20 protein-coding genes are annotated in these 24,336 nt (G+C 51.5%); 10 read left to right on the forward strand and 10 right to left on the reverse strand.

The window, feature by feature from the left end:
- Window positions 1-89: 89 nt before the first annotated feature.
- Window positions 90-2,879 (reverse strand): bifunctional [glutamate--ammonia ligase]-adenylyl-L-tyrosine phosphorylase/[glutamate--ammonia-ligase] adenylyltransferase, encoded by a 2,790-nt coding sequence (glnE, locus tag F822_RS03170; protein ID WP_036575406.1) that lies wholly within the window; start codon window positions 2,877-2,879, stop codon window positions 90-92.
- Window positions 2,880-3,263: 384 nt separating this feature from the next.
- Between glnE and F822_RS03175 the strand changes: the two genes are divergently transcribed.
- The 4 genes from F822_RS03175 to tldD all read left to right on the forward strand — a co-directional run bounded on the left by F822_RS03175 (window position 3,264) and on the right by tldD (window position 11,055).
- Window positions 3,264-7,097, forward strand: a complete 3,834-nt coding sequence (locus F822_RS03175; protein ID WP_231623559.1) for a YhdP family protein — start codon at window positions 3,264-3,266, stop codon at window positions 7,095-7,097.
- Window positions 7,098-7,701: 604 nt separating this feature from the next.
- On the forward strand, window positions 7,702-8,295 hold the full coding sequence (locus F822_RS03180; RefSeq protein WP_025040582.1) for a GNAT family N-acetyltransferase: 594 nt from the start codon (window positions 7,702-7,704) through the stop codon (window positions 8,293-8,295).
- A gap of 401 nt (window positions 8,296-8,696) precedes the next feature.
- Complete coding sequence (locus F822_RS03185; protein ID WP_025040583.1) at window positions 8,697-9,560, forward strand: carbon-nitrogen hydrolase family protein; 864 nt, start codon at window positions 8,697-8,699, stop codon at window positions 9,558-9,560.
- Window positions 9,561-9,594: 34 nt separating this feature from the next.
- Window positions 9,595-11,055: a metalloprotease TldD gene (gene tldD / locus F822_RS03190; protein ID WP_025040584.1), complete on the forward strand. Its 1,461-nt coding sequence runs from the start codon at window positions 9,595-9,597 to the stop codon at window positions 11,053-11,055.
- Window positions 11,056-11,177: 122 nt separating this feature from the next.
- On the opposite strand, the gene F822_RS03195 is transcribed toward tldD, so the two are convergent.
- The 4 genes from F822_RS03195 to F822_RS03210 all read right to left on the reverse strand — a co-directional run bounded on the left by F822_RS03195 (window position 11,178) and on the right by F822_RS03210 (window position 13,040).
- Window positions 11,178-11,657, reverse strand: coding sequence for an RDD family protein (locus F822_RS03195; RefSeq protein WP_407938225.1), 480 nt, complete (start codon window positions 11,655-11,657; stop codon window positions 11,178-11,180).
- A gap of 80 nt (window positions 11,658-11,737) precedes the next feature.
- Entirely contained in the window at window positions 11,738-12,121 is a 384-nt protein-coding gene (locus F822_RS03200; protein WP_025040586.1) for a DUF3106 domain-containing protein, read from the reverse strand.
- Window positions 12,103-12,471 (reverse strand): DUF3619 family protein, encoded by a 369-nt coding sequence (locus F822_RS03205; protein WP_025040587.1) that lies wholly within the window; start codon window positions 12,469-12,471, stop codon window positions 12,103-12,105. The genes F822_RS03200 and F822_RS03205 overlap by 19 nt, the downstream gene beginning before the upstream one ends.
- A complete protein-coding gene (locus F822_RS03210) occupies window positions 12,468-13,040 on the reverse strand; it encodes an RNA polymerase sigma factor (RefSeq protein ID WP_025040588.1) in 573 nt (190 codons plus the stop codon). Before F822_RS03210 ends, F822_RS03205 begins: the two co-directional genes overlap by 4 nt.
- Window positions 13,041-13,762: 722 nt before the next feature.
- Between F822_RS03210 and F822_RS03215 the strand changes: the two genes are divergently transcribed.
- The 6 genes from F822_RS03215 to F822_RS03240 all read left to right on the forward strand — a co-directional run bounded on the left by F822_RS03215 (window position 13,763) and on the right by F822_RS03240 (window position 17,595).
- The gene (locus F822_RS03215) at window positions 13,763-14,245 is read left to right on the forward strand and encodes a thioredoxin domain-containing protein (protein WP_025040589.1); all 483 of its coding nucleotides are present in this window, start codon (window positions 13,763-13,765) and stop codon (window positions 14,243-14,245) included.
- Complete coding sequence (locus F822_RS03220) at window positions 14,226-14,906, forward strand: energy transducer TonB (protein ID WP_082204592.1); 681 nt, start codon at window positions 14,226-14,228, stop codon at window positions 14,904-14,906. The genes F822_RS03215 and F822_RS03220 overlap by 20 nt, the downstream gene beginning before the upstream one ends.
- A gap of 3 nt (window positions 14,907-14,909) precedes the next feature.
- A complete protein-coding gene (locus F822_RS03225) occupies window positions 14,910-15,674 on the forward strand; it encodes a MotA/TolQ/ExbB proton channel family protein (RefSeq protein ID WP_025040591.1) in 765 nt (254 codons plus the stop codon).
- Window positions 15,674-16,093: an ExbD/TolR family protein gene (locus tag F822_RS03230; RefSeq protein WP_025040592.1), complete on the forward strand. Its 420-nt coding sequence runs from the start codon at window positions 15,674-15,676 to the stop codon at window positions 16,091-16,093. The genes F822_RS03225 and F822_RS03230 overlap by 1 nt, the downstream gene beginning before the upstream one ends.
- Before the next feature lie 108 nt (window positions 16,094-16,201).
- A complete protein-coding gene (locus tag F822_RS03235) occupies window positions 16,202-16,720 on the forward strand; it encodes a FecR domain-containing protein (RefSeq protein WP_025040593.1) in 519 nt (172 codons plus the stop codon).
- Window positions 16,721-16,878: 158 nt separating this feature from the next.
- Window positions 16,879-17,595, forward strand: a complete 717-nt coding sequence (locus F822_RS03240) for a type 1 glutamine amidotransferase (RefSeq protein WP_025040594.1) — start codon at window positions 16,879-16,881, stop codon at window positions 17,593-17,595.
- 14 nt (window positions 17,596-17,609) lie between these two features.
- Here the strand turns inward: F822_RS03240 and F822_RS03245 are convergent, their stop codons facing one another.
- The 5 genes from F822_RS03245 to F822_RS03265 all read right to left on the reverse strand — a co-directional run bounded on the left by F822_RS03245 (window position 17,610) and on the right by F822_RS03265 (window position 24,213).
- Window positions 17,610-18,095, reverse strand: coding sequence for a YajQ family cyclic di-GMP-binding protein (locus F822_RS03245; RefSeq protein ID WP_025040595.1), 486 nt, complete (start codon window positions 18,093-18,095; stop codon window positions 17,610-17,612).
- Between the two features lie 70 nt (window positions 18,096-18,165).
- Window positions 18,166-19,407 carry an argininosuccinate synthase gene (locus F822_RS03250; protein ID WP_025040596.1) on the reverse strand — a complete coding sequence of 414 codons (1,242 nt, stop codon included), beginning with the start codon at window positions 19,405-19,407 and terminating at the stop codon, window positions 18,166-18,168.
- 179 nt (window positions 19,408-19,586) lie between these two features.
- The gene (gene argF, locus F822_RS03255; RefSeq protein ID WP_025040597.1) at window positions 19,587-20,510 is read right to left on the reverse strand and encodes an ornithine carbamoyltransferase; all 924 of its coding nucleotides are present in this window, start codon (window positions 20,508-20,510) and stop codon (window positions 19,587-19,589) included.
- An 89-nt stretch (window positions 20,511-20,599) separates the two neighbouring features.
- Window positions 20,600-21,772, reverse strand: a complete 1,173-nt coding sequence (locus F822_RS03260; RefSeq protein ID WP_025040598.1) for an aspartate aminotransferase family protein — start codon at window positions 21,770-21,772, stop codon at window positions 20,600-20,602.
- 461 nt (window positions 21,773-22,233) lie between these two features.
- Window positions 22,234-24,213: an aminotransferase class I/II-fold pyridoxal phosphate-dependent enzyme gene (locus F822_RS03265; RefSeq protein WP_025040599.1), complete on the reverse strand. Its 1,980-nt coding sequence runs from the start codon at window positions 24,211-24,213 to the stop codon at window positions 22,234-22,236.
- Window positions 24,214-24,336 lie beyond the last annotated feature (123 nt).

The following is a 24,336-nucleotide window of genomic DNA, read 5'->3' on the forward strand; positions in this document are numbered from 1 at the left end:
CATACACCCACTCCGCTGCTTATCAGCAGCAGTCGCTGAAATTCAACAGAGCGTTGGCAAAGGGATAAACACAGATCAAAGATGATCGGCTAAAGATGGGATGTACCAAATACTTCATCCCACAATCGCAATACTGCGAAGGATCCGTCTTTCAAATAATCTGCTTCAACTCGTGCAAACTTTCGCGATTTGCCTTCCGTCGAGGGTGTTCCCGCCAGGCCCGAGTCCCCGCTCAATCTTAGTCGATGTTGAATCCGCCGGAATTCCCGATAGGCGCCGAGCGCTCGCTCCGCAGTTTCCTCATGGATAAGCCCAAGTTTTCCAGCAAGCCGCAGCAGCGCAATGTTGCCGATGTTGTTGGTCAATTCCGGATGGTCGCAGGCATGGCCCAGGACCAGGTATTGCACGATGAATTCAACATCGATAATGCCCCCACGGTCGTGCTTGACGTCGAATAACCCGCTTGAATTGGGATGGGCATCAAGCATTTTTTGCCGCATGGCCGACACCTCGCGTTTCAGGCTTTCCAGTTCGCGACGCTGGCGAAGCACTTCCTTGCGAGTGCGCTCGAAAGCTTCCCCTACATGAACATCTCCCGCTACGAATCGCGCCCGTGTCAATGCCTGATGCTCCCAGACCCAGGCATGATTCCGCTGGTATTGATCAAAAGCCTGGACCGAACTTACCAGCAAGCCGCTGCTGCCGTTCGGGCGCAGGCGTAAATCGGTCTCATACAACAAGCCGGCTGAAGTGTAGCTTGTCAGCCAGGAGTTGATGCGCTGACTCAGCCTGGCGTATATTTCCGCTGCATCAGGATGGTTGTCGTCATAAAGAAAAATGATGTCGAGATCCGATGCATAACCCAATTCTTTCCCACCCAGTTTGCCATAGCCGATGATGCCGAAAGCAGGCGGTTCATCCCGGTGCTTTTTTCTCAACCCTGACCAAGCCAAGCCCAATACGGAATCAAGTATCAGATCTGCCAGATCGGTCAGGTAATCGCTCAAGGTTTCCAGCGGCAGCAATCCTTCCACATCCTGAGCGAGCAATTGAAATACCTGAGCGTGTTGAAAATGCCGCAGTACATCCATTTGTTGCTCGATATCATTGCCTGCGGGTCCACAAGCCTCGTTTAATTGCTGAATCAACCTTGACTTGACTCGAGACCAATCCGGCGCGGTCTGAAGATCAGCCGGATTGAGCAGCTCATCCAGCAATATGGGATGTCTGCTCAGATACTCGCTGGCCCACTGGCTTGTGCTGACAAGTTTGGCTACCCGCTCCAGGGCCTGGGGATACTCCAGCAGCAGCGCGAGATAGGCTGCGCGCCGGCTCACGCTTTCCAGTAACTGCAGTAAACGCTCCAGTGTGGTGTCTGCCGGGGGGAGTGTGGCAGCCACTTCGATCAGGGCGGGAATGAGCGCATCAACGCGCTTTTTGCTCGCTTGCGGCAATTGGCGATAGCGGGTACTTACATGAAATTCCTGTAAGCGCCGCACAATTTTTTCCGCACTGGAAAATCCCATCGTAACCAGTTGCGTAGTGGCGACCTCGGCTTCGATCCCTCCATCGTTTCTCTCCGGCCACAACCATGCGAAGGAATGATGAGTTTGCGGTTTGCGTGGAGCAGCAAATATATCCTCAAAATGGCGGGTAACATTGCAGCGATGGGTATCCAGCCGCTGCAAGAATTCGCCATAGGAAGAGAAGCCCATGGAAACCGCTATCAATGATTGATCGGTATGCGTTTCCGGTAACATCTGCGTTTGTTGATCATCGAGATACTGTAAGCGATGCTCGAGATTGCGCAGAAAGCGATAAGCATCCGTGAGCTCCAATACAGTTTTATCTGGTAGTTGCTGTTTTTCCCGCAGCAACGCCAATGTGGCGAGTGTAGAACGGATGCGCAAATCGGCATCCCGCCCACCACGGATCAGCTGGAACAATTGGGCAATGAACTCGATCTCACGGATCCCGCCCGGCCCGAGCTTGATATCCCCATGCATCTCGTGGCGAGTTACCTCCCGGCGTATTTGCGCATGTAAATCCCGCATGGATTCGTAAGCGCCGAAGTCCAGATATTTCCGGAACACGAATGGTTGCGCTATTTGTTCGATAATCACTGCCCTCTCTGCCCGCGGGCCCGCTATAGCTCGGCCTTTGATCCAGGCATAGCGCTCCCATTCGCGCCCCTGGCTGATGAAATATTCTTCAAGCATGGCAAAGCTCATCACCAGCGGGCCGCTTTCGCCATATGGACGTAACCGCATATCCACGCGAAAAACGTACCCGTCCGGCGTGATATCGTTGAGGCTGCCTATCAGTTTCCGCCCAAGACGAGCAAAAAAATCATGATTGGATATCGATCTGGGGCCGCTGGTTTCGCCGTCTTCCGGATAGACGAAAATCAGGTCTACATCCGAGGAAACGTTGAGCTCACAACCACCCAGTTTGCCCATGGCGATCACCAGCATCTCCTGAATTCTGTTTTTGGTATTTCTTGGCTGGCCATAGCGGTCGGGATCAGCCAGCCATGTCTGTTGACGCTCCAGGGCGAAATCAATAGTGAGCTCCGCCAGATCGGTCATGCTCGTCATCACCTCGGCAAGCGTCGCCAAGCCTCCCAGATCCCGTGCTGCCAGACGCAGCATTACCCGTTTGCGCAGACTGCGCAAAACGCTATTCAGACATGCCTCGTCATTTACAGCTTTGGCATTCGTGTTCAGGAATGCTTGCATCTCCTTCCGCAGAAAAGGAGATTGCAAGTTTTGCTTGAGCTCGGTCCGTAATCCAGGCTCGCTCTCCAGTATCCGGTATGCGTAACGACTGAACGGAAGGATGCGTTCGATTATTTCAGTTGCAGAACGATCAGTATGCATGGTCGAGATTCGGAGTTACAATAAATTATCAAAATATCTGTATTCCATCTGCATGGGTATTATGAGGTCATCAGGGTTGAACAAAGACGGTGCGGATATCTCTAATCTCTCTTTCACGTTTTTGCACCTTATCGTTTAGCCCGGATGTTTCATGAATTCGCGTGATGATTGCGCAGGATTTTGTTTCGTAGGGAGATTTTGTGAAAGAGTGGCGTAGTTATTCATACACCCGACTGAACGAAATCTTCATACGAAACAAAAGACCAGCAAGGGCGCGCGTCAATTTATGAAACATCCGGGTTAGATCAAGTACAAACATACTTCCCGCTCAGCCGCAGGTGGAGAAGAACATATCGCCCCACGCATATCAACCGGATCTATTTATTGAACTTATCAATAACGCCTCCCCCTCCTCCACGGTCCGGCTTGTTGTCCGGGCTGCTGACATGGGCGCTGATCGTGGTTGCAGCCTGTTTTTCTTTACTGCTGCTATTGCTGCGCTACTGGCTGCTGCCCGATATCGAGCAATACCGGGAAAATATCGCTTCCGCCATCAGCCATGCCTCCGGGCAGCACATAACGATAGGTGAGATCAGCGCAAATTGGGACGGATTCCGCCCTCATATGATGCTGCGCGCCGTAAAAGTACATGATAAAGAGGGCGACATTACGTTGCTGTTGAATCAACTGTCAGGCACGCTTTCATGGCGTTCAATATTACACGGCAAACTGTACTTTCGCGAAATCGAGATCGAGCAGCCCGATTTAATCGTGCGCCGTGATGCCAAAGGTGTAATCCACGTCGCCGGATTCGCGCTCAGCAAAGAACTGACTGGAAGTGAAAACGATTTTTCCGATTGGCTTTTGAATCAGAGTCGAGTCAGGATCAATAATGCCAGCATTCTCTGGCAGGATGACCAGCGTGGCGCGCCAGAACTGGAGTTACTCGTCAACTTGCGTCTTGAAAACAGGGGTCACCGTCATCGCTTCGGCATACGCGCCACGCCGCCCGCCGAGCTTGCTGCACAGTTGGATATGCGCGGCGATTTTACCGGGGAATCGCTGGCTAACTCTGATCTTTGGCAAGGTCGACTGTTCATGCAGATGGATAATGCCGACATTGCCGCCTGGGGTGTCTGGCTGCCTTTCCCACAAGAAATCAGGTTGAATCGAGGCGTTGGAGCGCTACGTATGTGGGCCGGAATTGACGGGGCGGATATGAAGAAGCTCACTACGGACATGCGCTTACGTAATGTCAGAGCACAATTGGCACCGGATTTACCCGAATTTGACCTTATCCGTTTGCAGGGCAGAGTCGGATGGCAAAAGATAAACGGCGGAGGCACCGAAATTTTCGCGCAAAAACTGAGCACTTCCGCTCGTGGCAAACGAAGGTGGATATTACAGCCGGTAAGTTTTTCGCTGCAGACAATGCCTGCTAATGTGACTGAACCTCATAGAACGAAATTAAGTATCGACAATCTGAATCTGGAAGTTTTGAAAGATGCGGTGAAATACTTGCCAATTAGCGCATCATTGCGTGAGCGGCTCAACAAGATGGCGCCCCGCGGAGAAATTCGTCATATCAGGGCAAACTGGAGTGGTGAACTGCCAGTGCCACCCCATTTCAGCGCAAAAGGAGGATTCACCAATCTGGGGATGAGAAAATCCGGCAGGCTGCCTGCGTTCAAGGGCGTTTCCGGCAATATCGACATTACCGAGCGAGGCGGCACCCTGACCCTGAATTCTCAAAATGCCACCGTGGAATTGCCTGAAGTATTTCGTGTGCCGCTGGCGCTGGATATCCTCACCGGTCAGGCGAGCTGGAATGTTTTACCCGATAAGGATTCCGTTGCATTCAAGTTCAACAATATTTCCTTTTCCAATAAAAATGCTGCGGGATTGGCTTACGGAACTTACCATTTCACCGTTGACGGCCCGGGCAGGATCGACCTGGTAGCCAATCTGACGCGTGCCGATGCACGTTATTTGATGCATTACATGCCGATGGCGGTGAATTATCGCGACTGGCTCGACGATTCGATCGTTGAGGCGGGAGCGCTGGATGCGCGGCTTCATCTCAAGGGAGACCTGAGCCAATTTCCTTTCGCCCACGGTGAAAGCGGTATTTTCAGGTTACAGGCAAAGGTGTCCGGGGTAACGCTGGATCGCATCCCCGGATGGCCTCGAATAGAGGATATGTCCGGGAATCTGCAATTTCATAACAGCCGCATGGAATTTGATGCTTCCCAAGCCTATATCTCTGGAACAAAATTAAGCAGGGTGAACTTGAACATTGCCGACATGGCTGCGCCCGATGCCACGTTAAGAAGCGAAATGGAAGCAAGCGGCCCGACGCAGCAATTCTTCAAATTCGCCACATCGCGCACGGACAGCAGCGACAATGGCAGCCTTGTCGATAACATCAATATCGCTGGAGAGGGAAGACTGCTGCTCGAGCTCAATATTCCGCTGGATCATCCCGAAGCGGTCAACGTATCAGGTAGCTATCGGTTTATCGATAATCACATTGATCCGGGCTCTCGCCTGCCCAACCTGAATGACATTAACGGTGTCGTGGCTTTTACCGGCTCGGGGATAAAGGCAGAAAATATGACTGCCCATTTCCTTGGCGGACCGGTGGTTATAAACTCCACTGATATGCCAGACGGTAGTATACGTTTATCCGCCGTTGGCAAGGTTAACCTCAGCAAAATGAGCGAACCGCCGCAGGGATCAGCGCGCGCCGTACCGTTATGGAGACGCCATTTGCGTGGCGATACCGATTGGCTGGCCACCGTCGATATACGCAACAAGTCGGCAGATGTATCCATCGAATCATCGCTGGTCGGCATTACCTCCGATTTACCCGAGCCTTTTTCGAAGGCTGCCACCGATACTGCACGGCTACGTTTCGAGAGGAGAGCCATGGATTCGAATAGCGACGAGCTAAGCTTGAGCTATGGCGATCTGGTAACGGCAAAATTCGAACGTGGCCGGGATGATGCCGGCAATTATCGTGTAGAGAGGGGTATAGTAAGTTTTGGCACGGCGCCCGCCATTTTGCCCCGGAACGGTATATCGGCCACTGGCGAGATGCCATCCCTGAATCTGGACCGATGGCGTAGCTTGCTGACACAAAGCAGTAATGAACCCGGGCCGGGCCTCGGCCTGACAAGCATCAATTTCCATATTGGCGCGCTCGACTTTCTGGGAAGCCATCTGAAAGATGTCACCCTGGACGCCGACCGGGAAGACGGGATATGGTATTCCACCATCACAAGCGAGCAAATCAATGGTGGTATCAGCTGGGACCCATCCGGCAACGGTAAAATAGTGGCTCGATTGAATAGATTGATAATTCCCGCCAATTCTCGTCCACCCAAATCAGCGGTACGAGCACAAACCCAGCAGGAAAGAGATTTGCCTGCCCTTGACGTAACGGCGGATAACTTTTTTATTGGCGAGAAGCAACTGGGCCAACTTGAACTGATAGCTAACCAGGAGGAGAGAAACTGGCACATCGAGAAATTGCATATATCCAATTCGGACAGTTCAATAACGGCGCGCGGCCTATGGCACAATCGCGCCACACAACCCGTTATGCGAGCCAATCTTACGGTAGAGGCGAGCGATATTGGCCTATTTCTGGCGCGCCTTGGCCATCCAGATCGCGTGAAACGTGGCAGCGGCAAGCTCGAGGGCGTTTTGTCGTGGTCCGGCGGTCCACAATCGGTAGATTACCCTACGCTGTCGGGCAACTTCAAGGTGAGTGCCAAGCGAGGGCAGTTTCCTAGATTCGAGCCGGGAATTGGCAGACTGTTCGGTATTTTCGACCTGCGATCATTACCACGAAGAATCACATTGGACTTTCATGATGTATTCAGCGAAGGCTTCGGTTTCGATAATATCTCTGGTGATGTGAAAATCGGCCGTGGGGTGGCCGTCACCGATGATCTTAAAATAGAAGGACCCGCTGCAAAGGTTGCCATAAACGGTGAAATAAACCTGGAGGCAGAAACCCAGAAATTGCATATCATAGTGAATCCATCATTAGGATTGGCTGCTCCGGTGGTCGGCGTGGCCTCTGCAATTGCAAATACGGCAATGCAAAACCCAACCCCATCCAATGAATACGACATTACCGGTACCTGGACCGATCCGACCGTTATCAAAAAGGCCGGGGGAGCACACGAATCAAGCGAACATGAACAATAAAATTGGGGGGGTAGATAATGCGTTTAGCGACTTTCATTCAAAACGACACCAGTCGGTATTTTGGGCGATTCTCCAAAATAAACGGCATCTATGGGTCCAACCAAATTAGCTACCAATGGGCTGAGCGCAGCAGATAACGCATCAGTCTAATACCGAAATTCATCGAACCGGACCATGATGGTAGGGATCAATCGCATGAAGGGTGGGACGTAGTGATCAATATCTCTCATATAGAATTTAACGGCATCAGGCATCAAACTGTCATCCAATTTGAGCGCCACTCGGATGCTTGACCATACTGATCCGGGTCCTGTTGATGACCCCGAAACGTTCTTCCCTGCTGTTCCGTTTGCACAGATGGAATTCTTATCCAAGGATAAATGTGAGCTCGCTTGCTAACATAGGATATTAGATGTCTATAGGTACAGCTAAAACTGGGAGAAATCGTATTTCTGCGTCAATCGGCACAATTGGTGAGTAATGATATAGACCCGTTTGCAATAGATGTACTTCAGTCCAATAGGCAAACGTTACGCAACTCAGTAAGCTGAATTCCTGAAGTCAATAAAGTTACGGTGCTGGTATTCGGAACCTGAGATTGTTAATGACAAAATACCTTAAAAGCTTGGCTCGGCTTTTGCTTCGAGATTATTCCTTTTACCATATCTATGGGCGCTACTGTGCGGGAGAAAAACCATTATTAACAAAGGAATTAAGGTTTGAGACGATTGAAAAAAAGGAAATTGACAGCGCCAGAGACAGGATAATTGTCGATCAAGCTTGGTATCATGGCCAGAATGCTCACGCGTATGCCTGTATTGAAGGCTCTCGAATCGTCGGTCTATGTTTTTTCTGGCACGGTGAGCGCTATAAAAAAAGAAACTTCTGGCCGCTCACAGATCAAGAAGCAAAGTTAGTGCAGTTATTCGTTCTTCCCGAAATGCGCGGGCAGGGTATCGGTAAAAGCCTCATACAATTTGCTACACGAGATATGTCTCATAGAGGGTTCAAATATGTGTATGCGCGCATCTGGCGATCGAACATGCCGTCCTTAAGAGCGTTCGAAAGCGCTGGCTGGAATCGTGTGGCAACCGTAATCGAAATTTCCCTGCGTATAAGGAATAAGCCCTTCAGATTAGAGCTTCGCAGAGTCATCTCTCAAGAACGGCCAGGTCAAAGTCAATCAGTCAACCGCTGACTATTTTTAATAGGGCGTTTGTCTGCCAGTGGTATCTTTACCAAAGCGGGACCGAGTATCGCGCTCCTGAATTCTTGTAGAACGGTCACTCCGAACCCCGCTTAGTAAATGCCCTTTAATTGGAATACCAAGAGATGGCTTTTTCGTGGTTTTGCCGCAACTTCGTCAAGTCTGAGCCCGATGTAATAATGACGTGAGACCAAGCAGAACGGTAAAATGAAAATGGTATGCGGTGTTTCACTACATTTCGCTTTAAGCACGCCCTTTATAAAGATATCGTTTTCAGTTACTCTGTCTCACCTACCTTATTACGCTGCACGCTTGCACGCTTGATTTATTGGGGATGCCAAGTGTGGGTGAACTGAGGCCTTCTTATTGCGGTCTATGGAATCTGCATCATAATGTTTGATAACTCAGCCGTTCGCGAAACGGATGTCTCAAGAGAAGTAAAAAGCGGGCCTATCCGTATTGCCGCCATTCAGATGTCGGCGGGACCAAAAATAGCCGGCAACCTGGAAGAGGCTGCCCGACTACTTGAAATAGCAGCCGCCCAAGGGGCCAGGCTGGCGGCGCTACCCGAATATTTCTGTATTATGGGCATGGAGGATGCGGATAAGGTAGCGGTGCGCGAGCAGGTGGATAGCGGGCCGATACAGGAATTCCTGAGCAATATCGCAAAGCGCCTCGGTATCTGGTTGGTGGGCGGTTCCATACCGTTGGTATCGTCGAAGCCGGACAAGGTTAGAAATAGTTGCCTGGTGTATGATGACAAAGGGAAGCAGGTTGCCCGATACGACAAGATACATCTATTTGGCCTGGAGCTCGGGAACGAGCGCTATGCCGAGGAAGAAACCATCGAAGCAGGTTGTGAAGTCGTGGCCCTGGAGACACCGTTTGGCCGGATCGGTCTTTCAATTTGTTACGATCTGCGCTTTCCGGAGCTTTACCGTTCCATGGGGCAAGTGGATATCATTTTTGCGCCGGCTGCCTTTACCGCAACTACCGGCAAGGCGCATTGGGAAACGTTGATTCGTGCCCGTGCAATTGAAAATCTCGCGTATGTGGTTGCTCCCGCACAGGGGGGTTATCATATCAATGGTCGGGAAACGCACGGCGACAGCATGATCGTCGACCCCTGGGGGGTAGTACTCAATCGTCTGCCGCGTGGAGCAGGCGTAGTGGTTGCGGAGATCAACCCCGAATATCAGGCCAGTTTGCGCAATAGCTTGCCCGCGCTGAATCACCGAACCTTGCATCACTGTTAAGATTACCGATGATTTTTTTCGACCCCTGGATACCATGATCACAGAACCCATCATTCAACCTGGCGATCTTTTCGCCACCGCCAACCAATGCCTGCTGGCACCTCACCAGATAGATACCGCCGGGCTGCAGAAGGTGTTTGGTCAAATGCTTACGCACCATGTCGACTATGCCGACTTGTATTTTCAATACAGTCGTTCCGAAGGCTGGGCTCTGGAAGAAGGTATAGTCAAATCAGGTACATTTAATATTGATCAAGGAGTAGGCGTACGCGCAGTGAGCGGCGACAAGACGGCGTTCGCCTATTCCGACGATATCAGCATGCCCGCTCTCGCTTCGGCAGCCGAGGCCACTCGCGCCATTGCACGTACCGGTGTCGGGCAGTCCGTACAAGCGGTCAGACGCAGCAAGGGACGCGAACTTTATCTGCCGCAAGATCCTATCGCCAGCCTCAAGGATACCGACAAGGTGGCGTTGCTCGAAAAACTCGAGGGTTACGCACGCGCTGTTGACAAGCGCATTATCCAGGTTATGGCGTCTCTTGCGGGAGAATACGACGTGGTGCTGGTGGCGCGGAGCGATGGCCTGCTGGCAGCTGATGTTCGACCTCTCGTGCGGATCTCGGTGCAAGTCATCGCCGAAGAAAACGGAAAACGGGAACAAGGCGTTGCCGGAGGGGGCGGACGTTTTGATTATGCATATTTTACGGACGAGGTGTTGCGCGATTATGCCGAGAAAGCCGTACATCAGGCTATCGTCAACCTGAATGCGAAACCTGCGCCGGCTGGAACAATGACGGTAGTATTGGGTGCAGGTTGGCCAGGAATACTATTGCATGAAGCCATCGGTCATGGACTGGAAGGAGATTTCAATCGCAAGGGTAGTTCCGCATTTTCTGGCCGCATCGGCGAACGTGTGGCTGCGGCGGGCGTTACCGTAGTGGATGATGGCACGCTCGCGCGGCGGCGCGGATCGCTTAATATCGATGACGAGGGAAATCCCACTCAGTGCACGGTTTTGATCGAAAACGGAATACTGAAGGGCTACTTGCAGGACAGCTTGAATGCGCGGCTGATGAATGTTCCGGTCACCGGTAACGGCAGGCGCGAATCGTTTGCTCATATTCCCATGCCACGCATGACCAATACGTATATGCTGAACGGGGATAAAAGCCCTGAAGAGATCATTGCGTCGGTGAAGCATGGTTTATACGCAGTGAATTTTGGGGGCGGCCAGGTGGATATCACGAGCGGGAAATTCGTATTTTCCGCTGCGGAAGCGTACATGATCGAGGATGGGAAAATTTCTTATCCGGTGAAAGGTGCAACGCTGATAGGCAATGGTCCCGATATACTCACCCGAGTTTCGATGATCGGTAACGATATGTCGCTCGATCCCGGTGTCGGCACCTGCGGTAAGGAGGGCCAAAGTGTGCCAGTAGGCGTCGGTCAGCCTACGCTACGCATAGATGGGTTGACGGTAGGCGGAACCGGTTAAGGGCCAAAAATACGCAAATAAGCTGGAGTATCTCCGCTAGCGCTGCAAACTTCGGTAATCAGCCACTTTCTGAAGCTGAAACCCCGTGCATAATCGATAACTGCAACCGAGGACATGAATAGCTACGTTCCGGTTGTGTCGCTCTCATCCGAAATTTGCTCCGCCTTACCCTCAATTCTCACGATTCTGGTACCGGCCAGCCTGTCATGCAGAAATTGACGGTCGCGATCGAATAACGCCCAAACTATTCCGACGCCAAAGCAAAAAATACCGATCACAGCAAATAGATAGCGTGCGAGCGCCTGTTTCAGATAAACCCGGTCTCCGCTGGCGCTCACCACTCGAAGCTTCCAGGTCTGCATGGGCAGCGTTTGTCCGCCATGGGTCCAAAACCAGGTGAAATACATGCCCGCAATTACCAGGAGATAAAGCTGAAGCCCAGGCCGGAAAAACAGGGAACTGGTATCCCGGAACACAAGATGAAAAACAAAGCTCGCAATAAACAGAACGGCAATCAATATGAGAAATTCGTAAAGCATGCTCAGCAGTCGCCGCCCCAATCCCGGGGAGGCGATTTTTATCGCTTCGGAAAACTCACTCACAGGACGTTCTTGTTATTTTTTTGATGATATTCTTGCTCTGATAGAGCGCCAGAAATATTTGGAACTAGCGCGTTCATCTGCTATTTTCCCCTGTGATCTTCGGATGTCTGCTCGTATTCGCGCCATTTTTGCTTTATTTCATGACGCTTCTCCGGGGGCAGTTTTTTAATGGTTTTATATTTCTCCCGGACCAGTTCGCGCTGCTCTGGAGTGAGCGAAAACCAGTCGCGCATCTGCAACTGGGCGCGATGCTGCTCGGCAGGGGTCATGCCCGAGTATCGCTTGGCAATGCCCAGCCACTTCTTTTTTTTTGCGGAGTCCATGTTGTTCCACTCCTGCGCAAGCGGAGCCAGGACTTCTCTTTGCTGCGGTTTCAATTCCTCCCAGGAAGGCTCGCCGGATAAGGCGTCGGCGGAAAGTGAAAAACATAAACAGAACGCTACTACTAGTGCTGATCTAGCCATGCATCGAACCCGTCGTCTAGATAAGCGTTTATCGGCAAGTCATCGGCAAGCACCAGGATGTCAATTTCATCATTTTCGTCGCCCTGCTGTAGAGCCTGCCAGTAGAAAATACCCGCCAGAGCAAACAACAGCGCAATAATCGATAGCAGCTTTCGAGACTTGACGTGCCAATCATTCCCATTCCGCGCTGAGACACCTTGTCCGACATTCGCCACTGATTCGGCCACATGGTAGTTTTCCAGGGAGGCCCTGCGTGCGGATTGAAGTCGATTTAGCGTACTCTGCTTGATATCATCAAGGCCGAGGTCCAATAACTTCGTTATCTTCTTACCTGCTTCGTGTTCGTTCATAACTCGATTCCATTTTTTTCCAGCAGTGCAGCAAGACGATGGGTTGCACGCGAACAGTGAGTTTTCACGCTTCCTTCAGAACACCCCATGACCGCTGCCGCTTCTGCAACATCCATCTCCTCCCAATAACGCAGAAGAAAAGCTTGTCGTTGACGTTCCGGAAGGGTTTCAATCGCTTTTTCCAATAAATTGAGAAGTTGCGATTGTTCCAATTGCTGATGTGGATCACCAAAACTGGAGGGACCGTCCAGCTGTAAAGTTTCCAGCGGATCGTAATCTTCATTTTCCTTTTCCTGATTGCGGGGTATAAATGATGAAAACAGGGTAGTCCACAAGGAGCGGGTCTTCTGGCGCCGATAAAAATCCCTTATGGTATTTTGCAGAATACGTTGAAACAGGAGAGGTAATTCTTCCAATGGCTTGGCAGAATATTTTTCAACCAGTTTCGTCATCGAATCCTGAACAACATCCAGCGCCAGATGTTCGTCTCTTACTGCGAACAATGCCTGCTTATACGCGCGCCGTTCGATTTCAGCTAAAAATCCGGAAAGTTCCTGTTGAGTAGCCAGGAGGGTTCGCCCTTGGAAAAATGAAAAAACGTGAGATGATCTCACGTCCCCGCCGCAATACTAGCAAATTTTTGGTTTGCCGGAACAGTTTACCTCCAAGAAGGCCGATCCATAACGCTCTGATACCTTAAGAGTTTACAAAAGTGAAAAGTGACATATACCAGTCAGGCCCGCTGTGATATGGCTCGTTTGCCGACAGTGAACCAAGGTGAAGCGCCATATTTCCTCGCCAAGCAGTTGCACGTAAAGCAGCGTGAAAGATTCCGGAACGCACTATCAACTCCGACTCCCATGCTGTGCTCCAGCCGATTGGGAATCTGAAGGGGTTAGCATCGGGATTTTGCCGAGTTCAGGTTTGCGCGCATGCGACAATATGCCGCATTGTGATAATCATATTTCACGCCTATTATGGCCTTGTTTCAATCTGCGGAAAATCCGGCAGGGGCCTTCAACCTAAAAGTTTCTGTATCGCTCTCTATAATATCTATACGTAAATATCCAAGTTTAGTGGTAAAATTTTAAATGCGGATTGCGATTGATTCTTAATTAGATTTACATTACTGATGTTCGGGCCCGAACCGGGCTTAATGGTAAAAATGCCCGTTAATTGTTGTATCTGTAATTTCTGCTCTGATCACGAATCGTACCGTTATTTTACCACTGCTCATGGGTAGTCAACAGAAGCTGTCCCTCATACTTAGCCCAGCGGAGGACATTCAATAATGCGCCATTTAGTTCTCATGTTAATACTAAGCTTCGTAACGGCCGTCGCTGCCGCTGAAAGCGTTCGCCCTTTTACCTCGGGGAGTCTCCAGAAGGTTCTTTCGCCCCGGGAAGGCAAGCCTTTCATTCTCGTTTTGTGGTCTCTTGAATGCCAATATTGCCCGACCGAGTTGAAGATGTTGAGCGAACTCAAACGCAGCCATCCCAAGCTGGACGTCGTATTGATTGCCACCGATACAGTAAGCGACACGCCTCAACTCGTCTCCCGGGCAGAGAGCTACGGTATGAACAAGGTTGAGCAATGGGTTTTTGCAGAGGACATGCCAGAACGCTTGCGTTTTGAAATCGATAGTCGCTGGTATGGTGAAATACCTCGAGCATATTTTTATGATCGCAAGCACCAACGTGAGGCCAAGACCGGCCTCATCAACAAGAAGTTTGTAGAAGATTGGCTAGCGCGCAATGCGACAACCGACTCGTGATATCGAATATAAAGCGATGAAGCACAATCCTGCCTTTTTACCCGGCCTGATGTTTGTCCTTGCCGTTCATGGGGCATTACTCTACTATCTGTTCAAGCAACAATTGATCCCCCCGCCGCAACAACTGGCGACGTTGATGGTCAATTTTATCCCTTCCTTCCAGCCGAAGGAAGAATCCAAGCCTGAGCCACCTCCCCCCTTGCCCAAGCCTCAACCGCCAAAGAAGCCTAAATCACAGCAATTGGTTGCGGAAAAACCGGTAGTGGCCGAAAGTGAGCGGGTCGCACCCCCTTCCCTTCCCGAACCCGAGCCCGAACCAGCACCGGAGCCAGTGTCGGTAGCCGCTCCTCCTCAGATGTCACCGGGGCCCGTTACGCTCTCCTCGGAACTATCTGTCGCGTGCCCCGAACTGAATGCGCCCGCTTATCCCGCCCTCTCACGGCGACTCGGCGAAGAAGGCAAGCTGATGCTGCGAGTGGAACTGGATGAAAAAGGCCGCGTCAACGTGGTACAGGTAATCGACAGTAGCGGTTTTAAGCGTCTGGATGAAGCCGCTATGGCCGCGGTAAAAACCTGGCGATGCAATCCGCCCATACGCGATGGCCAACCGGCCCGTGCCATTGCCCTGCAACCCTTCAACTTTGTGCTCCAAGGAGATTGATCGATGGAAAAAAGTCTCGGCTTTTCAAATTTTCTTACCCAGCTCGATGGCGTCGGTATCAGCGTGCTTGTACTGCTGCTTTCGCTTTCCGTGGCAAGCTGGTATCTCATACTCACCAAAGGTATCTCCAATTTTCTGGCAAACCGGCACGCCGAAGCTTTTCTCAAGCGTTTCTGGGGAGCCGGTTCGCTACAGGAGGTAAACTCGACGCTGCACGAAGGCTCGGGCGATAATGCGTTTGCGCAATTGGCGCACCTCGCGCTAGAGGCTGCGGCTGACTCTGAGAAACACGGCTTGCAAAAACTTGCCGCGGCGGGCGGCGCAAGCGAGTTCATTACACGCGTACTGCGTAACGGCCTCGACCAGGAAGCGACCCGCGTCGAAAACGGACTCACGGTAATAGCCTCGGCCGGTTCCGCTGCACCTTATATCGGGCTATTCGGCACGGTATGGGGCATCTATCATGCACTGGTGCAAATCGGACTGTCCGGCCAGGGTACCTTGGATAAAGTGGCCGGCCCGGTAGGTGAAGCGTTGATTATGACGGCGTTGGGACTGGCCGTGGCAATTCCGGCGGTTTTAGCCTATAACACGTTTGTGCGGCGCAATCGTATCTGGCTGGCGCGCCTGGATGCCTTTGCGCACGATCTATTTGTACTGATTGCGGTGGGCGCCAAAAATAACAGCTCTGCTGGGGATGAGCGCCAACTGCGTGTAGTCGCGCCCGCAATGAATCCCGCGATTACGCCCAATGAAAGGAGATCGTGATGGCATTTGGCAGCATGGGCGGCGGCAACCGTCAGATACCGATGTCCGAAATCAATGTGGTGCCGTTGGTGGACGTGATGCTGGTGTTACTTGTGATCTTCATCATCACCGCGCCTTTGCTGACACACTCAGTTAAAGTCGATCTGCCGAAAGCATCGAGCAGTCCGAATATTACGCAACCCGATCACGTTGAATTTGCGCTTCGGGACGACGCTAGCCTATACTGGAATGGTGAACCGGTAACCATGGATGAGTTGGCACCCCGGTTCGCCGCAGCGGCAAAACAGAATCCCGATATCGAACTGCATATTCGCGCTGATAAGCAAGTCCAGTACGAGCACGTGGCAAGGGTGATGTCTGTCGCAGCAAAAGCCGGGTTAGTACGAATCGGGTTTGTTACCGATCCGACTACACAATAGTAACGGACTGCCGAAACATGGTTGGGGAAACGCGATGTCAATGGCCGGAAATTCGAGCATATGCATGCCACGCGGCAAACGCCTTACTGTCTCAGGGGTCAGGATTATATGGCTCTAGCCGCTCGCATCCGATGGCGAAGCCTTCTGCTGCATGGCTCCATTGCGACCACGGCTCTCGGTCTGGGTTTAATGTCATGGTTCATCGCCAAGCCGATGGCCACCCGAATCCACCAGACTGTACCGGGAGAACGGCTGACCATTACCGCCACACCGAATATTGACATCAGTCTGGATGCCGACAGCAGCGTCACCGTCAGCAACGGCGAGCCTCCCCAGATCGAATTGCTGCGAGGCAACGCTTATTTTGACGCCAAAGGCGGCGGAGCAGGCAAGTTGCAAGTGAAAGTCGGTACTACGTATATCAACGATGTCGGAACCCGTTTCAGCGTCAGCAAACGAGTGAATGGCGGCACTATTGCGGTGGCTGACGGACAGGTGGAGATTCTGGTAGAGATGGGAACCTATCTGGTCGGTGCTCACGAACAAGCGGATTTCGATGGCATAAGGGTCACCGGCCAGAGAGTGATTGCGGATGCGGACATAGCGGCGTGGCGCCCAAATCGATAAGAACCCGGCACAGCATCACGCGACCAACGCGCCCCCATGCGCTACCGATCCCGCTGTATGATTCAAACATTTCCTTCAGCACTGCACCGACACCAAGAGCAGAGCAACGTTCGCCTCGGCGCCAACCTCAGGCGCATCAATTGTAAATCGCACGCCTCATGAAACCCGTTGCAATCTTCAGGCACTTTCCAATAGAGGGTCCGGGTTATCTTGCCCCGTTTCTGGATTCCCATTCTATCCCTTACCAACTCGTCAAGATCGACTCCAATGAGGCATTACCCGCCCACGCCGGCTATTTTAGCGGACTGGTATTCATGGGCGGACCCATGAGCGTAAACGACGATCTGCCGTGGATTGCGCCAGCCCTCGCATTAATCCAGCAGGCGGTGAGAGACGATATTCCGGTTTTAGGCCATTGCCTCGGCGGCCAATTGATGTCGAAAGCGCTGGGGGGAGTGGTAAGCAGGAGCCCCATCAGCGAAATCGGCTGGGGTGAAGTAAGTGTCGCGGACAGCTCCATTGCATGTAATTGGCTTGGAGAATTGTCAAACTTTGAGGCGTTCCACTGGCATGGCGAGGGTTTTACCGCTCCGGAAGGAGCAACTCTCCTGCTTTCAAGTCCTTATTGCGAAAATCAGGCATTCGCGATGGACATGCATCTGGCGCTACAGTGCCATGTCGAAATGACTGAGGAAATGGTAAAAGTCTGGTGCAAAGCAGGCGCTGAGGAAATTACCAACAACCCCGGACCATCGGTGCAATCGACAGAGGCAATACAGACGAACCTGGCCGAGCGAGTATCGGCACTGAATCAGGTCGCTTGCCGCTTATATGAGCGCTGGATCTCCGGTCTTATGAACAAAACAACCGAGTGAAATAGTAGCGTGAATCATTCGCGGAAATTCTGGAATTGCAGCGGAAATTCGGTAATCGACTTCTTGACAAGCTGTATTGCCTCTTGCAAGGTATCACGCTTTGCACCTGAAATACGCACCGCCTCACCCTGGATACTGCCTTGTACCTTGAGTTTGCTATCCTTGATGAGCCTGATAATCTTTTTTGCAAGCTCGCTTTCCACTCCCGTTTTAACCGTGACTTGCTGTTTGACTTTATTGCCGCTGATTTTTTCCGGCTTCCCTTCGTCCAGGCAGCGTACATCGACACCGCGCTTGGCGAGCTTGGCCATCAGAATATCCAGAACCTGGCTCAGCTTGAAGTCGTCATCCGCATAAACGGTGAGCGTGTAATCCGCCTGCTCCACGCGCGCGTCCGATCCCTTGAAATCAAAGCGCGTGGTGACCTCCTTGTTCACCTGGTCAATTGCATTCCTGACTTCCTGCTTGTCAACTTCGGAGACAATGTCGAATGATGGCATGATATCTCTTCCTGGTTCGGGGCTGCGGCAAATTGATACGCTGAGTAAATATGAGGTATAGCCTCAATAATTATTGCCTGTTTTTCAGATTTGCGGCGATACGCATCCGTAGCGCATTGAGCTTGATGAATCCGGCCGCGTCTGTCTGGTTATACGCGCCCTGATCTTCCTCAAAAGTGGCAATGTGCGGATCGAACAGAGAATCTGTTTTTGAGTCTCGTCCGACCACGATTACATTTCCTTTATAGAGCTTTATTCGCACCCAGCCGTTTACACGTGCCTGGGACGCATCAATCATCGTTTGCATCATTCTGCGCTCCGGGCTCCACCAGTAACCGTTGTAAATAAGTTCGGCATAGCGCGGCATCAACTCGTCTTTCAGGTGGGCCACCTCGCGATCAAGGGTGATGGATTCGATGGCCCGATGCGCGCGCAGCATGATGGTACCGCCGGGAGTTTCATAGCATCCACGGGATTTCATGCCGACGTAACGATTTTCCACCAGGTCCAGACGCCCGATTCCGTGCTTGCCACCTAACTGATTAAGCTCGGCAAGTACCGCCGCCGGGGAGAGCTTCTGGCCGTTTATGGCGATGATGTCGCCTTGCCCGAATTCCAGTTCGGTGTATTCCGCCTTATCCGGCGCGTTCTCAGGCGATACGCTCCATCGCCACATGGATTCCTCCGCCTCATGCGCAGGATCTTCAAGGATTCGACCTTCATAGGAAATATGCAGCAGATTGGCGTCCATGCTGTAAGGGGAACCGCCCTTTTTCTTCATCTCCACCGGAATACCATGCGTTTCCGCATAGTTCAAAAGGCTTTCCCTGGAAGTAAGGTCCCATTCGCGCCATGGCGCGATCACCTGGATATCGGGCTGAAGCGCATAATAGCCGAGCTCAAACCGCACCTGGTCATTACCTTTTCCTGTCGCCCCATGGGAAACCGCATTTGCTCCGGTTAGCTGCGCAATCTCGATTTGCCGTTTGGCGATCAACGGACGGGCGATACTGGTGCCAAGCAGATATTCGCCCTCATATACCGCATTGGCACGAAACATGGGAAAAACGAAATCACGGACGAACTCTTCACGCAGATCTTCGATGAAGATTTCTTTCACCCCTAATTGCATCGCCTTTGCGCGTGCCGGCTCTACTTCCTCCCCTTGCCCGATATCGGCAGTAAAGGTCACCACTTCACACTGATAAGTATCCTGCAGCCACTTTAAAATTACCGATGTATCCAGACCGCCGGAAAACGCAAGAACAACCTTATTAATTTTAGATACATCAACTTGCTTTATTTTTTTCATGCTTGGCTCGTCAATAAAAATGCGCGAATGCGTTCTTTACAATATAACTTTGTGTTTTATGGACACTTGATGGTGCCGCGCTATAACGGATCTTGATGGGTTACGCTGCGCTTTACCCATGCTAAATAAACCACTCCATCAGCCGTGAGAAGGGGATAGCTGTTTGAAAATGCGAGTTATCAGATCTCTTCCAGTCTTCCCAACAGTAGATATTCTATCAGCGCCTTTTGGGTATGCAGACGATTCTCGGCCTCTTCCCATACGATGGATTGAGGACCGTCGATAACCTCCGCCGCCACCTCTTCGCCGCGATGAGCAGGCAGGCAGTGCATGAACAGCGTTTCTTTCTTGGCGCAGGACATCATTTCCGCATCTACGCGAAAATCCGCAAAATCTTTTTTGCGTTCCTCGGTTTCCGCTTCAAAACCCATGCTGGTCCATACGTCCGTCGTAACGAGATCCGCATCTCTCACTGCATCATGCGGATCGGCAAATTCCTCATAATGATCTGTGCCATAGAGCCCGGCTCGTTCCGGCTCCACTTCGTAACCGCGAGGCGTAGAGACATGTACGTTAAAATCGAACACCTCAGCTGCCTGGAGCCAAGTGTTGCAGACGTTATTTGAATCTCCAATCCACGCCACCGTCTTGCCGGAGATAGTGCCGAATTGCTCAATAAAAGTAAAAATATCGCCCATGATCTGGCAAGGATGATATTCGTCGGTCAGTCCGTTGATAACGGGCACCCGCGAATGCGCCGCAAAACGCCTGATGATGTCGTGCTCATAGGTGCGGATCATGACGATATCCACCATACGCGAGATCACGCGCGCTGCATCTTCCACCGGTTCGCCTCTACCCAACTGGGTATCCCGGGTGGATAAATATATTGCTGCGCCACCCAATTGATGCATACCGGCTTCAAACGAAAGCCGGGTACGAGTCGAATGCTTATCGAAAATCATGGCGAGAGTGCGATCCTGCAGCGGCCAATAGCGCCGGTATTGCTTGAACTCATGCTTGATCCAGCGTGTACGCTCGAACAGATATTCGAACTCCTCCCGGGAGAAATCGTTGAACTGTAAAAAATGCTTGATCTGCATGATATGCTGAACCATAGATTGAGCCGATTTGGAAAAACATGAGCTGGCCGTGTTTTTTCAAGGCTCATTTTTCGAGATTAACTATTTTGTCATGCCGCCAAAAATTCTTTCACCAGACCGGACAAGATGTTTACCACCTGTTCCGCCTCGCTCCGTTGAATCACTAACGGCGGCAGCAGACGCACTACTTTATCCGAGGTTACGTTGATCAAAAGTCCTTTCTTCAACGCTGCGATTACGAGTTCGCCACAAGGTCTGGAGAGTTCGATGCCGATCATCAATCCCTGACCGCGAATTTGTTTTACATCGGGCAAGTCGGCGAGCTGTGCCTTGAACATACTGCGCATGAAGTCGCCCACCTCCATCGCGTTCCTTAGCAAATCGGCTTCTTCGATTACCCTAAGCGTGGTCAGCGCAGCAGTACAAGCCAGCGGGTTGCCACCAAAAGTAGAGGCGTGATTACCGGGCTTGAATACTTCCGATGCCACACCTTTTGCCAGACAGGCGCCGATGGCCACACCCGAACCCAAGCCCTTGGCCAGTGTTACCACATCAGGAACGATGCCGCTGTGCTGGAAAGCGAACCAGTTGCCGCTGCGGCCGATCCCACACTGCACCTCATCCAGCATCAGCAACCAACCGTTCTGATCGCACAAATGGCGCAATCCTTGCAGATAGCTTGCTTGCGGCACATTCACGCCCCCTTCGCCTTGATAGGGCTCAACCAATATGGCGACAACGTTCTTGTTGTGCACGCCCACCTGCGCCACTGCTTCGAGGTCATTGTATGGAACCCGCGCAAATCCGGTGAGCAACGGTTCGAAACCTGCCTGCACCTTGCGATTGCCACTTGCAGTCAAGGTTGCCATGGTTCGGCCGTGAAAGGATTTCTCCATTACGATAATGGTAGGCAGATCGATATTTTTACCATGTCCATATAGTCTTGCCAGTTTGATTGCGGCTTCGTTTGCTTCGGCACCCGAATTGCAGAAAAACGCATTATCCATGCCCGACAGTATGGCAAGCTGGCTGGCTAGCTGCTCCTGCTTTCCAATATGGTAAAGATTGGAAGTATGAATAAGTGTCCCGACCTGATGACAAAGCGCCTTCACAAGCTCTGGATGGCAATGCCCCAAGCCGCACACGGCGACGCCGGCGAGGGCGTCGAGATAACGTTTGCCCTCCTCATCCCACAGCCATACCCCTTCTCCCCTTGCAAATGTAACGGGCAGCGGCAGGTAGGTGTTCATCAAATTGGACATTTAAGAGGCCTCTGAATAAATTCTCTGTGAAGTAAACTGCCGGAAAAATCCGGATGATTGTATGGCGCGGAGCGAATGCAGGGGCCAACTATACAAAGCCGGGAAAGGTACCAATACCAGGGTAGAGATATCCTCCTGCTGCAGTCCACATGGGGCGGTGCTGCCGTCGGGTCCGCGGAGGACTTGTTCAGGAATTCCATAGGTGGGTATCATGTTTACCAAGTCTGAAAGCGGCACGGCGGCCAAAGCCGCCGTGCGCCGCAAGAATAATTTTTAGCCCGGATGTTTCATAAATTCGCGTGATGATTGCGCAGGATTTTGTTTTGTAGGGAGATTTCGTGAAAGAGTGGCGTAGTTATTCATACGCCCAACTGAACGAAATTTTCATACGAAACAAAGACCAGTAAGCGCGCACGTCAATTTATGAAACATCCGGGTTATGTGCAACCTGTTATCTTTACCTATTTAACCAGCTTTTTCAAGCCCTTTTCCTCAGCAGCGGTAAGCAGCCTCAAACATGGCAGGTAGCCGTCGTAAACGATTCCATGCACTTCAACACGTTTCTGGGAACGCAACATGCTGACAAGGTATTGTACGACCTCGCGCGTGATCGTTTGCCCCGGCACCAGCACCGGGATACCCGGCGGGTAGGGCGTAATTTGATCTGCGCAAACCTTGCCATCCAGATCGTTGTTTATACGTTCCTGCTCATCCAGCAAAGGCATCAGTTCGCCACCGCAGTAGAACGCGTCACGCGGCAGATATCTAAGGTCGGTAAAACCGGGAATCTCCGGAATCTGATAGAGCCTTCTGGGGGCACGACCCTCACGCGCGATTCGCATCAGTGCATCATACAGGCGCGATACTTTACTCCGGGTAGTACCAATGGTAAGAAGTAGAGTAAGGGTATTAAATGTAGACTTCTCTACCTGAATATTATAACGCTCGAACAATTCCCGGATCAAATCCTCCACGGTAAAGCCGCAGCGGGAAATATCCACGGTAACCTTGGTGCTGTCGAGCTGGATATTGTCATGTTTTACTTCATCGGGCAGCAGGTCTGCGAGTTCCAGCACGCGAAAGACGCCGGTCGAATTGATCTGCTCACGCACCTCCTTCGCCAATTCCAGCGTGCGCGACAATAACTTGTACCCCTCCAGTGTCGCCTGCTTACGCGCGACGTCGAGGCTTGCAATCATGCTGTACTGCGGACTGGTGGAAGTATGCATGTTGAAATTCTCGCGAAACAGGTGCTCATTGAAGCTGGGATCATTGATATGAATCATGCTGGACTGAGAAAAAGCCGACAGCACTTTGTGCGTACTCTGGGTAGCATAATCGGCGCCCGCCTCCAGCGCCGTCGGGCGGAAAGCCGGATGAAAACGGGCAAAACCGTACCAGGCTTCATCGATGATAACTTTTATACCTTTCGCATGAGCTGCCTTGATGATGGGCGGCAAATCATAACGTAGGCCATCGTAAGTGCAACTGGTCAGGATAAGCGCCTGTGCATCGGAATGTTCTTCGATGGCATTGAACAGCGTCTGTTTCGGTACCGGCCCGTAAACACTGAATTTCTTGTTGACGGATGAGTCGAGATAAATCGGATGAGCGCCGGATAATACGACTCCATGGTGCACGGACTTATGGCAGTTCCGATCCAGCAACAACTTCTCGCCCGGGGCGAGCAATGTCTGGAATATCACCTTGTTGGCGGTGGAGGTGCCATTGGTTGCAAAGAAGGTTCGTCGCGCGCCGAATGCCTTTGCGGCAATCTTTTGCGCTTCGGCGATAACGCCGGTCGGTTCCATCAGCGAATCGAGCATCGGTACCGAGACCGATAGATCGGCACGAAAAATATGCTCGCCGATAAACTGATAAAAATCGCTGGCCCAAGGGCTGTCGCGTAGCGAATCGCCTGAGGAATGACCCGGTGTATGCCAGGCATCCTTTGCCATCAATACGTAATTCTTGAGCTGATCATAAAAAGGTGTGCGTGCTTTTTCCTGAAGCTGGGCATTAAGGATGCGGTACATGCCCCGGTAATCGCGTTCTTCGCGGTAGAAATAGCCATCGACCGTTTCGGTAAAGAGGGCATCCACCACCTCATCTTCTTTCTCCTGGGCAATTAAAATATAGATATCCAGCTCAGGGCGAAAACGGGTAATTTCCTGCACCAGCTTCAATGCAGTCATTTGGAGGTTGCGGGAACTCTTCTCGCCATTTTTCAGCGTATAAAGCGTATCGTCCACCAGTACCGATTGAATATCGCCGTCATCCTGGATCGCTTGCAGTGCTTCGCGTGCGGTGGTAACACCGGAAAAAGTGATGCCCAACGGGTTTTCCAGGGACTTGGCGGCCCCATTCAATCCCTTGATGAATTCCTTCAGTATCAGGTTCTCGTCATTGATGATGAGAATTCGGCTCGTCGGTTTCTTCATGAACACCGTTTCTTAAAATATGAAAATCGCTTTATGCGCCAAAACAATGATGATTGCAAGTCGCAGGACCTCTAAATAAACTGCGCGAGTCGCATTTTCCCCGGCTGAAATGCAGCCTGGATT

The organism is Nitrosospira briensis C-128, from assembly GCF_000619905.2.
GTDB lineage: Bacteria > Pseudomonadota > Gammaproteobacteria > Burkholderiales > Nitrosomonadaceae > Nitrosospira > Nitrosospira briensis.